Here is a 13,581-nt window from a genome sequence, read left to right as displayed (position 1 = left end):
TTATACAAAAGGAGGATGAGATATGGTACGAAACTTATATGGGGTGCTACTCTTCGGGGCAGGAATTTTACATTTTGTCAGAGAGAAGGCGTTCATGTCGATTATTCCGAAGTCATGGCCGTTTCGTCGGTTAATGGTGCAACTGAGCGGAGTCGTTGAGGTCGTCTTCGGAGCGATGCTCTTACTGAACAAGGGGACCTCGTTCGTAAAAAGGACGTTGCCAGCGTTCTTTATCGCCGTCTTCCCGGCCAATATCAACATGGCGGTGAAACCTTCTAGAATCGGTGGGAAGGTCATTCCGAAATGGATCACGTTGGGGCGACTCCCGCTTCAATGGGTACTTATCAAAGGCGTCAAAAAAATATAAAGGTGTGGAGATACATATGACAAGCGTATTGAAATGGTTTGAACATTTTCATGCACATCCAGAAGTCAGTTGGAAAGAAGTTGAGACGACGCGTACGATTGCTTCAATTTTATCGGACTGGTCGATTCCCCATCGGACGTTTGAGGATGTGACCGGGGTGATTGTAGAGATTGGTTCGGGTGAAGACGTGATCGCAGTCCGAGCGGATATCGATGCGTTATGGCAACAAGTGGACGGTACGTTTCGAGCGAACCATTCATGTGGGCACGATGCGAACATCAGTATGGTGCTCGGTGCCCTCGAACAGTTGAAAGACGAGGCGTTACAGAAGCGAATCCGCTTCATCTTCCAACCAGCTGAGGAACAAGGAAACGGGTCACTCGCTATGATTGAACGCGGTGCGTTAGAAGATGTGACGCAACTGTTCGGGATTCATTTGCGTCCAATAGAAGAGTTGAAAAAGGGACAATACGCGGCAGCGATTCAACATGGGGCTGCCTTCTTCCTGAAGGGAGAAGTGCTTGGAGATGATGCTCATGGTGCGAGACCGCATCAAGGTCAGAACGCACTCGATGTCATCTTTACGATTCAACACATGCTAAAAAGCATTTATTTATCTCCGTTTGAGCCACATTCGGTCAAGTTGACGAAAGTCCATGCCGGGAGTGACAACATGAACATCATTCCAGGAAATGCGACGTTCTCGATTGACGTTCGTGCTCAACAAAATGAAGAATTGCTCGCTTTGCGAAATCGTGTCGAGGACATGCTTCACCATGTCGCTCAACTTCATCACGTGAAACTAGAATGGGAGTGGCAAGACTTCACACCGGGAGCCGTCGTCGGGGAAGAATCTAGCCAAATTGCCAAGCGAGCGATCGAGGAACGATTTGGTAAGTCGGCTCTCGTCGAACGGATCGTCACGTCAGGAAGCGATGATTTTCATTTTTATACCGTCGAGAAACCGTCACTTGATGCGACGATGATTGGAATCGGGGCTGATTTAGATCCAGGTCTCCACCATCCGCACATGACGTTTGACCGTGATGCCTTGGAAGACGGGGCACGCTTGCTCGCGGATGCACTCCGGATTGCAGCGACATAAATCAGGATGAGTGGTATAGACAGATGTCTGTCCACTCATTTTTTTATTGCATCAAATAATTGTAAGCGCTATCATAACGTTATTAGCGACAATATAACGACAATTCTGAATTTTCGCTACAAAGGGAGGAAGCTAGATGGAAACAATGGGGAACAAAAAAGACATGAAACTAGGATGGGCACTGTTGCCACTCAGTGTGATGATTGTCGTCATGCTCATCTCAATCGTCCAACTCGGTCAAGGACCACATATCCCGCTCATCGTTGGGACGGCAGTCGCCTCGATCGTCGCCTGGCGTCACGGGTTTAAGTGGAAAGAGATTGAAGAGATGATGTATAAAGGAATTCGTCTCGCCTTGCCGGCAGTCGTCATCATCATTCTCGTCGGGTTGACGATTGGAGCATGGATTGGTGGAGGGATTGTCGCAACGATGATTTATTTCGGACTGAAGATCATCTCACCGGCATACTTTTTGTTAACGATTTGCCTCATCTGTGCGGTCGTCGCCCTTTCGATCGGGAGCTCATGGTCGACGATGGGGACGATTGGAGTAGCGGGGATGGGCATCGGGCTGAGTATGGGGATACCAGCGCCGATGGTAGCGGGGGCTGTCATCTCGGGTGCATATTTTGGGGACAAGATGTCACCATTGTCAGACACAACAAACTTGGCGGCCGGCTTGACTCATACTAATTTATTCGTACATATTCGGCACATGTTATATACGACGATTCCAGGACTCATCATCGCGCTAGGGGTCTACGCATGGCTCGGTAGACGATTTGCGGATTCGACGACAGACTCGTCCGAAATCACACAGACACTAACGATTTTAGAGGACAGTTTTGTCATCTCACCATGGTTACTCATCGTCCCACTAGCTGTCATTTTGCTCGTTGCAAAGAAGGTGCCAGCGATTCCGGCGCTCGTCGTCGGGATTGCACTCGGTTTCTTGGCTCAAGTGTTCATCCAAGGCGGAACGCTTGCTGACAGCGTAGGCGCTCTACAAAGTGGCTATGTCATTGATACGGGTAATGAATTGGTCGATAACCTCTTCAGCCGAGGTGGTCTTGATGCGATGATGTACACGGTCTCGATGACCATCGTCGCGATGACGTTCGGGGGGATTTTAGAATATTCGGGAATGTTACAATCCATTATGAACCAAATCTTGAAGTTGGCGAAAACGGCAGGATCGTTGATCGCTTCAACGATTCTAGCCGGGATTGCGACGAATGCGACGTGTTCCGAGCAGTACATCTCCATCGTCGTCCCGTCACGCATGTTTGCCGGGGCTTATGAGAAAATGGGACTTCAATCGAAGAATTTATCTCGTGCACTCGAGGACGGTGGAACATTGACGTCGGTATTTATTCCGTGGAACACGTGCGGGGTATTCATACTTGGGACGCTCGGTGTCGGAGCGTTCGAATATGCGCCATACGCCGTCTTAAACTTCATCGTACCGGTCATTTCGATTTTGTATGCCTTCACAGGATATACGATTGAACGCATGGCGGTCATTCAACAAGAAGAACCTGTCGCGGAACAGGCGGCACAATAAAACAATTCCCGGTCGTCAATCGACCGGGAATTGAAATTTATAGACAGTGCGCGGTCGACCTTGACTGTAACTCATCTCTTCGCCAATCCGATGAACGAGTTTTGCATCAACCAATTTTTTGATGAGTCGTTCTGTCGTACGACGTGTCACGTTTAAATGGTCGGTCAACTCTTTCGCTGTAAACTCGAGATGGTCCGTTGAAAAGTGAATGAGCTTTTCGATATTAGTCGGACTCATACCGGTCTGCTTCATCATGTCATAGACACGCGTTTGCGTGACGCGGAAATGAATCGGTGCGGGTTGATCGGTGAACGTCATTCGTTTTGAATCATCGACGATTCGTATAGTGGCATCGCTTGTCGTATGAAGGGCAAGTTCGGCATGGTCAAAGGCACGTTGATAATCGGATCCATACCCGATGCCGACATGACCAGGAGTGTCCTCTGACAAGATGAAACCGTTTGAAATGGCGGATTCAATCTTTCCTTTATTCGATAGAAGGACGATACTGTCTTGGGCGGTCCCCATGAATTTGCCACCGAAACAGTGATGTTTTCTCACATGGTTGAGCGTATCTTTACTTGCATCCGAGTAGCAGAGCACAGCAAATTGTGACTGGTCTGATTTGTTCAAACGAATCTGTTGAATAAAATTATGGAAGTGGTGGAGAATCCTTTCTTTTGGCTCAATCATGAGTTGACTAGCAAAACCATTTTCCACTAAGTGACGATGGACTCGCTCGACACTCGTCAAGGCGAATCGTGTCGTCCCGTTTTGTTGAAGCTGTTCATGAAACGCAATCAACTCTTCGAAATTCATATACGGACTGAGCTCTTTCACTTGCGATGGCGACATGTGACTTGGAAATGATGTTAAAATCGATTCAAGTCGTGACGTGTCGACGAGATCGATGGAGAGATTTTCGATCCGGAGCTGCTGTGTCAACGTCACGTATAAGAGTGACGTCAATAACACGACATCATCTTGAACGACATGGTGGGCGTATGGAAGGGTCGCCTCCTCTGTCGCGTACGTATAAGGGAATGAACCGGAAAAGAACACTCCGTCAAAAAATAGGAGTTGTGTAGCGATGTCTTTCGCTTCACGTGGGTCATCATAAGGAAATCCTTCGATCCGGACATCGGGTAAGGAAGAGGAACCTTTCCGTACCTGTTGAATAAACGCTGGTGAGCCGACGACGGCGATATGGATGGACATATAAAAATCCCCCTTGCAATTTAGCGACTATATAACGACAATATAGAGGAAAGAGCAGTTGAAGTAAAGGAGTGATGAAAATGAATATTCAAAAAATAGAAATTTTCTCGGTTCGCTTTCCGTTAAAAGTACCATTCATCGTCAGTTATCACCGTTATGATGATATGCCGTCTGTCATTGTCAAAATGACCACGTCTTGTGGACTGATTGGTTATGGAGAAGCCGTGGCGGATGAGCATGTGACAGGGGAGTCGGCAGAGAGCACTGTCAGTGTCCTCCGTCATCTGTTGGCGCCGCTCTTAATCGGAAAAAATCCGATGCATCTAGAGCATATTCATGACGAGATGGACCGTGCGATTCGAGGTGTTCCGGCTGCCAAAGCAGCGCTCGATATCGCGTGTCATGATGTGATTGGGAAAAAGCTGAATCAACCAATCTACGAATGGGTTGGCGGTCGGTACCATGAGTCATTCCCAGTCACTCACGTCTTGAGTATCGGAGAGCCGAGCCATATGGCACAAGAGGCACTCGAACAAATGAAACGAGGCTATACGGCCGTGAAGATGAAGGTCGGAGTCGATGTGCAAACGGACGTGGCGCGTGTCAAGGCGGTACGGGAAGCAGTAGGAAATGACGTGCCGATTCGAGTCGACGTTAACCAAGGATGGGTCAATGCGGCCAATACGGTTCAAGCCATGCGTCTACTCGAACCGTATGGAATCGATTGGGTCGAACAACCGGTCAAGGCGGATGATTTTGAAGGCATGTTCGAAGTGAAACAAAAAATCTCCGTCCCACTCATGATCGATGAAGGGCTGAAAGACGTTCACGATATGAGACGACTGACGATGATGCAGGCAGCCCATAAAGCAAACATCAAGCTGATGAAGTGTGGTGGCATCTATCCGGCGAAGAAGTTAGTCCATATGGCGGAAATGTCGGGGATTGAATGTCAAATCGGTTCAATGGTCGAATCATCCATTGCATCGAGTGCAGGATTCCACGTCGCTTTCTCGAGTAAAATCGTGAAGACGGTCGAGTTGACGGGACCGCTCCGGTTCGGGAAAGATGTCGGAAACTTATCATATGATTTACCAATCATCTCGCTGAACAATCGTCCCGGACTCGGTATTGACGTCGATGAAGATGTGTTACGTGACTTGACGACGGATTCTTACGTGATTGGAGAAGATTCGCATGTGGCAAGGTGAAATCAAAGACCTTTCACTTCAAGTAGACGTTCTAAGCTTGTCAGATTTACCTGAACTATTGTCCGTTCAAGATGCGGTCATTCAGGTGTTGGCTGAACCAGAACATTATCAATCTCTATCAATCGAAGAGTTCACGAAACTATTGAAGGATCAGACGTTGATTGGGGCAAAATCAGATGGTCGGATCATCGCATTCCGAGCGATGCTCATCCCGCCGATTGACAACGAACATTTAGGGCGAGATATCGGTTGGCCAGAGGATTTGCTTGAACGTGTCATTTATCAAGAAGTGACGAACGTCCATCCAGAATTCCGTGGATATGGACTACAGACACATTTAGGCAAACTGTTGATGTCACAAGTTGAATCGGATAACCGATTCGATGTCGTCTGTGCAACCGTCGCCCCATTCAATATTCCAAGTATGAAAGACAAATTCTCTCTTGGACTCCGAATCGGTGCGTTTAAAGAGAAGTATGGTGGGAAACTTCGATATATTTTTTACAAAGAGATGCATCGTATGTGGCAACCTACTTCAGAAGTGACGGAGGTGCCGATGGAAGATCGGGCGCGACAAGTTGAGTTGCTTCAAGCAGGTTGGGTCGGGACGGACATGATGAAACAAGGGGAACAGTGGGTCGTTCGATATGAGAAGTAAAAAATCCTCGTCAAGCTTAGCCTGACGAGGATTTTTGTTACTCAAGGACGAAGAGTACATCATTCGCGAATTTTTCATACGTGCGGTCACTCGGATGGAATTGGTCGGTCGCGAGATCTCGTGATAAATCAGAGATGTAGGAGAACGGGTCAATCACATTGATGTTTTGAGCATTCGCTAATTGTTTCGCAGATGCATTCCAATCGAGGATGAGTTGATTGAACGCCTGTCCGTTCTCATCATTTTGAAACGGATTGTATAGACCGATATAGACGATGGTCGCCGAGTCGTTCAATGATCGAATTTCAGAAAAAATGGTTTCAAGATTTGTCTTCGCATCCGTGATGACTTGTTGAATATCGACCTCTTCGAAATTATCGACATTTTCTCCACGGTTGAACAAATCGTTTCCTCCGATGGTCAACGTGATATATCGGGCGTTCTCGATTGTCCGACGCACTTCAGGCTGCTCGAGTTGTGTGAGTAAATCTTCTGTGCGTGCTCCAGAGATGGCCAGGTTTTGGGTACGGACACCGTCTTCTTCAAGTACCGTACTTACGGGTTGAACATATCCAGCACCAGACGTTGACCCTACCCCGCGCGTCAACGAATCGCCAAGTGCGACGTAGACGTCTCCTTCTGGTTCAGGGCGTTCGTCTTCGGAGACGGAAAGTGTTCGTTCCGGGGGGTTGACGATATCCTGATAACCAATCCATAGACCGTATAAGGCGATTACCGTTAATAAAACGGCACCACTTAAAAATGCATACCATTTCGACTGTTTCATGGGCTGACCTCGCTTTCTATACACATATCATATCAAAAATGTATGGATGTGCCCTATGTGAATGTTCGAATAGGACAGATTCGCTTTTGTCCGATAGAATAAGAGAAGAGGTGAGACAATGGAACCGACGTTAAAGCTACATCAACTAACAAAAGTGATTGGTAAAAAGACGATTATCGATAATATTTCGTTAGACGTCTATCCAGGCGAGGTATTCGGATTTTTAGGACCAAACGGCGCCGGGAAGACGACGACGATTCGAATGATTGTTGGCTTGATCAAACCGACGAAAGGAAATGTATCGATTTGTGGGTATCGTGTCGACAAACAATTTGTTCAAGCGATGAACCAAATCGGAGCCATCGTCGAGAATCCAGAACTGTATAAATTTTTATCCGGACGTGAGAACTTAGAAGCATTCGCACGGATGTTACCTGATGTGGATGACAAACGGATTCAGGAAGTCATCGATCTCGTCGACTTGACTGCTCGAATCGATGATAAAGTGAAAACGTACTCCCTTGGGATGCGTCAACGGCTCGGAATTGCTCAGGCGTTGTTGAATAACCCACGAGTTCTTATTTTAGATGAGCCGACGAACGGACTCGACCCAATGGGGATTCGAGATTTGCGATTATTCATTCGTCGTCTTGTAGAAGAGACGGGACTGAGTGTTCTCGTATCGAGTCACATCTTGGCGGAGATTGAACTACTCGCGGATCGAGTCGCTATCATGTCCCGAGGTAAGATCGTCAAAGTAGGTACAGTTGAATCATTAATTGAAGAACTTGCATCGACAGTTGACTTGCATGTCACTAATAGTTTTGAAGTGTTACCCATCGTTCAAGGATACGTTGGAATCGATCAAGCGGACGTGGTTGATGAGCGGACGATTCGCATTTCGATGAACGTTGAAGAGACGGCAAAGTTGAATCGCTATTTAATAGAAAGAGACGTCGAAGTGTTCGGACTCGAACGACGGGTGCAGACACTAGAAGACCTCTTCATCACATTGACAGGCGGTGATCATATTGCCTAATCCATCGATGCTTGGCCTTATTCGTAATGAAGTATTAAAAATTCATCGGAAACGCAGATTGATGGTTGTCTCTATTATCTTGATCGTACTCGTCTCCATGTTTACGTACGCAAACTATCGTCAAATCGAGAAGCAACGTGAAGAACAAGGCACGATTGATTGGCGTGTCGATCTCCAGCAAGAGATCATCGATACGCAAAACCGACTCGCCTCTGCGAACGTTCAAGACGAGTTCAGGCAGATTCTCGAATTTCAAGTCCAACAGAATCAATATTATCTTGATAATGATATCAATCCGAATTATCCGGGGGCCCCGACGTTCATGCGTGTCTTCTTCTCCCAAGGGACGACGCTCGTCTTGCCGCTCTTTATCATCGTATTGATGGCGGATATCGTCAGCGGGGAACATAACGATGGGACAATCAAGACACTGTTATCCCGTCCGGTCCGGCGATTTAAGATTCTGCTCGCCAAATGGCTGACAACGCTACTCTATACATCGATCTTAATTTTTGTGACCGCCATCGTCAGTTACGCCATATCCGGAATCGTTCTAGGTTGGGACGGTTGGACCGCTCCGATTCTGACTGGTTTCCAAGCTTCACCGACCGGAACGTTCTCGACCGATTTTGTGCATACTTTGCCGATGTGGGAATACTTGCTCATGTCGATGGGACTGTCGTGGCTTGTCGTCGCTGCAGTCGGAACGATTTCACTTATGATCTCTGTATTGGTGAAAAACACGGCGACTGGAATCGGGATTATGATGGCCGTCCTCATTTCTGGGCCGCTTTTGACATCACTAGGCTCAAATTGGGATAGCTCGAAATACCTGGTGAACGTCAACTTCGGCCTTCATACCTATTTGGAGGGACAAGCCCCACCCATTGATGGGATGACATTACCGTTTTCTCTACTTGTCATTCTCATTTGGTCGATGGCCGCCCTGGCGTATGCGTTTTATCACTTTACGCAAAAAGATGTCTATTAATTTGTTAGTGCTACCTTCCTAGGTAGTACTATTTTTTTTTGGCTGAAATGAGGATAAGAGAATAGGTTGTGGTCCGGATGACTCAATATTTAGAATTGTCAAAATAATTAAAAAGATGGATACAAGCCTTTTGGGAAAGTGTGTAAAGTAAGAGTTATCACAAAGGAGGGAAACACATGAAAAAAGTTGTATCTACATCATTGATCGCAGGCGTCTTGCTCGTACCACAACTGGTCGGTGCGGCAGAATTGAAGTCAGGCACATTGACGAAACCATCAGAAAGTGCACCAACGACGATCGTCAAAGAGTACGTCAAATCAAAAGGTGAATTCAAGACGATCGAGTCGAAGTCGGACAAAGTCGGGGAAGTGGTTAAGCTTCAACAAACAGTTGATGGCGTGCCCGTATTCGGTGGTGTGGTAGTCGGTGTCGTAGATGAAGCGGGTCAATTGAAGACGGTTGTAGACGATGCCAAATCGGTGAAAAACCTACATAAGTCAATCAAGTTAAGCGAGAAGAAAGCCATCGCGAGTTATAAAAAGCTCGTTGGACATAAAGGGGCTTACGAGCTCGAACCTGAAGCGGAATTGATTGTTTATCCAAAAGGTGACAAGTCGGTCTATGCGTATCAAGTGACCGGAACAATCCTTGAAACGGAAGAACCGTCGCGTTGGACATATTTCATCGATGCGGGTACTGGAGAAGTTCTCAACAAATTCGATCAATTGGCACACGCTAAACCGACGAACGGTGTGACGGGCACAACATATACAGGAACGGGAATCGATGTTCTCGGCTATAGCCAGACATTCAAGACAACGAAGAGTGGTTCATATTACTATTTACAGGATTCAACACGAGGAAAAGGGATTTATACGTACGATGCTGGAAACCGTACACGCCTTCCGGGTTCACTTTGGGCTGATGTCGATAACGTCTTGAACACCACATATGACCGTGCAGCGGTTTCAGCACACGTCAACGCAACGAAAACGTATGACTTCTATAAGAATACGTATGGACGTAACAGTTATGATAACGCTGGTGCTGCCCTCAACTCGACGGTTCACTATAGCCGTAGTTACAACAACGCGTTCTGGGATGGTAGCAAGATGGTATATGGTGACGGAGATGGTCAGACGTTCACATACCTTTCAGGTGCACTTGACGTAGTCGCTCATGAATTGACACACGCGGTCACGGAGTATACGGCAGGGTTGATCTATCAAAACGAATCTGGTGCAATCAATGAGGCAATATCAGATATTTTAGGAACGGTTGCCGAATATAGTGTCGGTACAAACTTCGATTGGTTGGTAGGGGAAGACATCTACACACCGGGAGTTGCAGGCGACGGACTTCGTTCGATGGCAAACCCTGCCGCATATGGAGACCCAGATCACTACTCGAAACGTTACACAGGGACACAAGACAATGGTGGGGTTCACATCAACTCGGGTATCGTCAACAAAGCGGCATACCTCTTAGGTAACGGTGGATCACATTACGGCGTATCTGTACAAGGTGTAGGAGTCATGGAGATGGGGGATATCTATTACCGCGCTTTAAACGTTTACTTGACGCCAACATCAAACTTCTCAAGCCTTCGTCAAGCGGTTGTGCAATCCGCGAAAGACCTTTACGGTTCAACGAGCCCGCAAGCGGTATCGGCTGCGAAATCATTTGACGCTGTCGGAATCTATTAATACCTCGAAATCCTTTCCGGATGTTCCGGAAAGGATTTTTTTTACATAGGAAAGGGTCATTGATGGAATGATTCAAATGCTTGAAAACGAGTAATGGATGACGTTCTCGTGAACAATAAAAATTCCCCTTGCACTGTAAGCGAATTCAAGCTAAAGTGATACAGTATAATAGAGGTCAGACATCTGTACAAAAGGGGTAATGAATGTGGGTAACGTAAGTTTATTATTTGGTGGCGTCGCGCTATTTTTAAATAGTCTTGTCCTTCTCGGGAAGGTAGATACAAAAAGTGCTGGGGTATTTAGTCTGTTTACAGGAATCTTACAAACGTTTATCGCCACGTGGTTATTGATCGGGGCAAGTCCTGAAGAGCAGTTCGGTCTCGCAAGCATTTATCTGTTTTCATTCACTTATTTATACGTTGGTGTGACATTTATTTTGAATTTAGACGGTCGTGGAGTCGGCTGGTTCTCGTTATTCGTATCGATTGCAGCTTCATTTTATGGGGTGATGGCGATTGTTGGCGGCGATTCAATGGGTGCGTTGACGTGGTTCTTCTGGTCATTCTTATGGTCGCTCTTCTTTTTCGGGATGGGACTTGGTCGACCAAACGAGGCATTTACAGCTCGTGTTGCCCTTGTATTGTCATGGTTAACTCTTATTGTTCCAGCGATGATCGGGATGGCAGGACTTTTGAACGGGTTATACGAGATGATTTGGTGGGCTGCGAGTGGTACAGCCATTCTTTACTTCATCGTATCCGTTAAGCGTACGAAACAATCTGTTGAGGTTGCGTAAATAACGTTTATAAAATCATACGAGGTCATCTAGTGTGATTCAATCGCACCGGGTGACTTTTTTAGTTCCAGTAGTTCGATATATATAGTGATGGTTTTCTTGTTCTTCTTAGCGCACTCTTTATGAGTGTGTTTTATTTTGTGTCTAAATTGTGAAAAATGGGAATGAGTAAGCTAAAGGAGGCGAAAGCAGATGAGTGATGGACTCGTGTTATTACTCGGATTACTTTTATGTGGCTGGATGCTGTTTGCCGTCGTATTTGATGATAGAATAAAAAGAAGAATTTGATGACCCGTCTCGCGAGGAGACGGGTTTTTAATTGAGGAGTGAAGAGTATGAAAAAAACACCTGTCGTCGTCATCGTCGGACCAACCGCCGTTGGAAAAACAAAGACGGGTATCGAACTGGCGAAATCGTTCGACGGCGAAATCGTCTCGGGTGATTCGGTTCAAGTGTATCGAGGTATGGACATCGGTTCAGCGAAAGTGACGAAAGAAGAGGCCGAAGGGATCCCACATCATTTGATTGATATATGTGACCCGGATGACGCCATGAGCGTCGCGATGTTTCAGCAGTTAGCACGTGCCGCCATCGATGATATTTATGCCCGTGGCAAGTTACCGATTATCGTCGGCGGGACGGGGCTATACATTCGCTCCATCTTATATGACTATGAATTTGTGGAGCGACCTGTGGATGAAGCGTTGCGGGCTGACCTCGAACGATTGGCAGAAGTCGAAGGGCGTGAGGCGCTACACCAAAGACTGGTTCAACTTGACCCAGAGCGTGCGGCTACGATTCACCCGAATAACGTGCGTCGCGTCGTGCGTGCGCTCGAGGTGGCGATGCAAGGTGATACACAGACGACGGACAGTGCTCCATCCGAACATTATGATTATCGATTGTTCGTCCTTCATGCGGATCGTGAGATGCTATACGCCCGAATCAATCAACGCGTCGATGCGATGATGGAGGCAGGGCTTGTCGAAGAAGTCGAACGACTTTTGGCACAAGGATATCGTGATACGCAGGCGATGCGAGCCATCGGCTATAAGGAAATTATTCCATACGTAGAAGGAGAAATCTCAAAAGATCGGGCTACAGATTTGTTAAAACAACATACAAGACAATTTGCCAAACGGCAGTTGACGTGGTTCCGACATCAATTTGATGGAATTTGGGTAGATATGGGACGAAAATCATTTGAACTATCATATAAAAGTATTTATGATGATGTAGAGGAGTTTTTTCGAAAATTCCGATTATTTTAAAGAGATAAAGACTAGGGGGAATCCAGCATGAAAGCGAGCTACAACATCCAAGACCATTTTTTGAATCAACTTCGAAAAGAAATGGTGCCAACGACTGTATTTTTAGTAAGTGGGTTTCAAATTCGAGGTGTCATCAAATCATTTGATAACTTTACTGTCATCGTCGAATCGGAAGGGCGTCAACAGTTGATCTATAAACATGCGATTTCGACATTTTCACCGGCACGTAACGTGACGCTTTATGAGCCGGATGCAGTAGAAGTAACAGAAGGATGAGCATAAGAAAAGGAGCGGGCCGGGGACCGCTCCTTTTCTTATGCCGTTTTTGATGTTCCTGGCTGTTTGATTGCCTCAAGTACACGCTGAATGGCGCATCCACCGAGTAGAGAATCTACTTGACCACAAATCTGAGTTGGTGTTGACCGATGTAACAATGTGTATGTCCGTTTCCATGCCCGTTCAGCCGATTGAATTCGGACGAGAAGGTCAGAATGGCTTAATTCTTTTAACTTATCGATGTTGAGGCGGTTCGTACGTGCGAAGGCCGACAGAATCACTGCTTTTGCTAGAGGGGTCTGAAGTGGGTACCCGGATAGCTCGAGAGTAGCCATCGCCCCTTTCATCTCATGTTCGACGATTTTGTCGAGTGACTCATCTTTTGCATATGGATTACCGGAATGGTGCGTAAGAGACTGCTCTAAATCTTGCATTCCCACCGGACAAGCAGACGCTTGTAAAATATGTTCAATCGATTGCTGTTCTTGTGCATAACGTGTCGCTTCCCCCGAGGCGATGAAACGTTCATACGTATCGATTAATGAAATCATTCTCGTTTCCCCCTTTATAGAACTACCTTTATCGTACCAAT

General features: G+C 46.5%; 14 protein-coding genes. 11 read left to right on the top strand and 3 right to left on the bottom strand.

Features of this window, described 5'->3' with window-relative positions:
* Positions 1 to 22: 22 nt before the first annotated feature.
* The 3 genes from P400_RS0110180 (at position 23) to nhaC (ending at position 3,036) form a co-directional block, all read left to right on the top strand.
* Complete coding sequence (locus P400_RS0110180) at positions 23 to 367, top strand: DoxX family protein (protein WP_026826092.1); 345 nt, start codon at positions 23 to 25, stop codon at positions 365 to 367.
* Between the two features lie 16 nt (positions 368 to 383).
* The gene (locus P400_RS0110175; protein WP_026826091.1) at positions 384 to 1,472 is read left to right on the top strand and encodes an amidohydrolase; all 1,089 of its coding nucleotides are present in this window, start codon (positions 384 to 386) and stop codon (positions 1,470 to 1,472) included.
* A 136-nt stretch (positions 1,473 to 1,608) separates the two neighbouring features.
* Entirely contained in the window at positions 1,609 to 3,036 is a 1,428-nt protein-coding gene (gene nhaC, locus P400_RS0110170; RefSeq protein WP_026826090.1) for a Na+/H+ antiporter NhaC, read from the top strand.
* 15 nt (positions 3,037 to 3,051) lie between these two features.
* Here nhaC and P400_RS0110165 read toward each other — a convergent pair whose 3' ends face one another.
* Complete coding sequence (locus tag P400_RS0110165) at positions 3,052 to 4,254, bottom strand: MarR family transcriptional regulator (protein WP_026826089.1); 1,203 nt, start codon at positions 4,252 to 4,254, stop codon at positions 3,052 to 3,054.
* Positions 4,255 to 4,334: 80 nt separating this feature from the next.
* Between P400_RS0110165 and P400_RS0110160 the strand changes: the two genes are divergently transcribed.
* Together P400_RS0110160 and P400_RS0110155 are read left to right on the top strand one after the other, a co-directional pair.
* On the top strand, positions 4,335 to 5,465 hold the full coding sequence (locus P400_RS0110160; protein WP_026826088.1) for a mandelate racemase/muconate lactonizing enzyme family protein: 1,131 nt from the start codon (positions 4,335 to 4,337) through the stop codon (positions 5,463 to 5,465).
* Positions 5,452 to 6,123: a hypothetical protein gene (locus P400_RS0110155; RefSeq protein WP_026826087.1), complete on the top strand. Its 672-nt coding sequence runs from the start codon at positions 5,452 to 5,454 to the stop codon at positions 6,121 to 6,123. The genes P400_RS0110160 and P400_RS0110155 overlap by 14 nt, the downstream gene beginning before the upstream one ends.
* Positions 6,124 to 6,160: 37 nt before the next feature.
* Here P400_RS0110155 and P400_RS0110150 read toward each other — a convergent pair whose 3' ends face one another.
* Positions 6,161 to 6,910, bottom strand: coding sequence for a GDSL-type esterase/lipase family protein (locus P400_RS0110150; RefSeq protein ID WP_026826086.1), 750 nt, complete (start codon positions 6,908 to 6,910; stop codon positions 6,161 to 6,163).
* 118 nt (positions 6,911 to 7,028) lie between these two features.
* Between P400_RS0110150 and P400_RS0110145 the strand changes: the two genes are divergently transcribed.
* From P400_RS0110145 to hfq, 6 genes are all read left to right on the top strand, one after another.
* Positions 7,029 to 7,949 (top strand): ABC transporter ATP-binding protein, encoded by a 921-nt coding sequence (locus P400_RS0110145; RefSeq protein WP_026826085.1) that lies wholly within the window; start codon positions 7,029 to 7,031, stop codon positions 7,947 to 7,949.
* Complete coding sequence (locus P400_RS0110140; RefSeq protein ID WP_084483598.1) at positions 7,942 to 8,940, top strand: ABC transporter permease; 999 nt, start codon at positions 7,942 to 7,944, stop codon at positions 8,938 to 8,940. The genes P400_RS0110145 and P400_RS0110140 overlap by 8 nt, the downstream gene beginning before the upstream one ends.
* Positions 8,941 to 9,116: 176 nt before the next feature.
* Positions 9,117 to 10,646 (top strand): M4 family metallopeptidase, encoded by a 1,530-nt coding sequence (locus P400_RS0110135; RefSeq protein WP_026826083.1) that lies wholly within the window; start codon positions 9,117 to 9,119, stop codon positions 10,644 to 10,646.
* Between the two features lie 205 nt (positions 10,647 to 10,851).
* Complete coding sequence (locus tag P400_RS0110130) at positions 10,852 to 11,442, top strand: AmiS/UreI family transporter (protein WP_026826082.1); 591 nt, start codon at positions 10,852 to 10,854, stop codon at positions 11,440 to 11,442.
* Positions 11,443 to 11,777: 335 nt separating this feature from the next.
* Positions 11,778 to 12,713 carry a tRNA (adenosine(37)-N6)-dimethylallyltransferase MiaA gene (gene miaA / locus P400_RS0110120; RefSeq protein ID WP_026826081.1) on the top strand — a complete coding sequence of 312 codons (936 nt, stop codon included), beginning with the start codon at positions 11,778 to 11,780 and terminating at the stop codon, positions 12,711 to 12,713.
* Positions 12,714 to 12,740: 27 nt separating this feature from the next.
* Complete coding sequence (gene hfq / locus P400_RS0110115; protein WP_012726185.1) at positions 12,741 to 12,989, top strand: RNA chaperone Hfq; 249 nt, start codon at positions 12,741 to 12,743, stop codon at positions 12,987 to 12,989.
* Between the two features lie 38 nt (positions 12,990 to 13,027).
* Here hfq and P400_RS0110110 read toward each other — a convergent pair whose 3' ends face one another.
* Complete coding sequence (locus tag P400_RS0110110) at positions 13,028 to 13,540, bottom strand: hypothetical protein (protein ID WP_026826080.1); 513 nt, start codon at positions 13,538 to 13,540, stop codon at positions 13,028 to 13,030.
* Positions 13,541 to 13,581 lie beyond the last annotated feature (41 nt).

Source organism: Exiguobacterium marinum DSM 16307, assembly GCF_000620845.1.
GTDB lineage: Bacteria > Bacillota > Bacilli > Exiguobacteriales > Exiguobacteriaceae > Exiguobacterium > Exiguobacterium marinum.
The sequence above is the reverse complement of the archived record's forward strand: the minus strand, read 5'-3'. Positions and strand labels throughout refer to the sequence as shown.

What these genes read in the sequence shown, in the direction of transcription:
- P400_RS0110180 (WP_026826092.1), top strand. Translation starts at nt 23, where the DNA reads ATGGTACGAAACTTATATGGGGTGCTACTCTTCGGGGCAGGAATTTTA.
- P400_RS0110175 (WP_026826091.1), top strand. Translation starts at nt 384, where the DNA reads ATGACAAGCGTATTGAAATGGTTTGAACATTTTCATGCACATCCAGAA.
- nhaC (WP_026826090.1), top strand. Translation starts at nt 1,609, where the DNA reads ATGGAAACAATGGGGAACAAAAAAGACATGAAACTAGGATGGGCACTG.
- P400_RS0110165 (WP_026826089.1), bottom strand. Translation starts at nt 4,254, where the DNA reads ATGTCCATCCATATCGCCGTCGTCGGCTCACCAGCGTTTATTCAACAG.
- P400_RS0110160 (WP_026826088.1), top strand. Translation starts at nt 4,335, where the DNA reads ATGAATATTCAAAAAATAGAAATTTTCTCGGTTCGCTTTCCGTTAAAA.
- P400_RS0110155 (WP_026826087.1), top strand. Translation starts at nt 5,452, where the DNA reads ATGTGGCAAGGTGAAATCAAAGACCTTTCACTTCAAGTAGACGTTCTA.
- P400_RS0110150 (WP_026826086.1), bottom strand. Translation starts at nt 6,910, where the DNA reads ATGAAACAGTCGAAATGGTATGCATTTTTAAGTGGTGCCGTTTTATTA.
- P400_RS0110145 (WP_026826085.1), top strand. Translation starts at nt 7,029, where the DNA reads ATGGAACCGACGTTAAAGCTACATCAACTAACAAAAGTGATTGGTAAA.
- P400_RS0110135 (WP_026826083.1), top strand. Translation starts at nt 9,117, where the DNA reads ATGAAAAAAGTTGTATCTACATCATTGATCGCAGGCGTCTTGCTCGTA.
- miaA (WP_026826081.1), top strand. Translation starts at nt 11,778, where the DNA reads ATGAAAAAAACACCTGTCGTCGTCATCGTCGGACCAACCGCCGTTGGA.
- hfq (WP_012726185.1), top strand. Translation starts at nt 12,741, where the DNA reads ATGAAAGCGAGCTACAACATCCAAGACCATTTTTTGAATCAACTTCGA.
- P400_RS0110110 (WP_026826080.1), bottom strand. Translation starts at nt 13,540, where the DNA reads ATGATTTCATTAATCGATACGTATGAACGTTTCATCGCCTCGGGGGAA.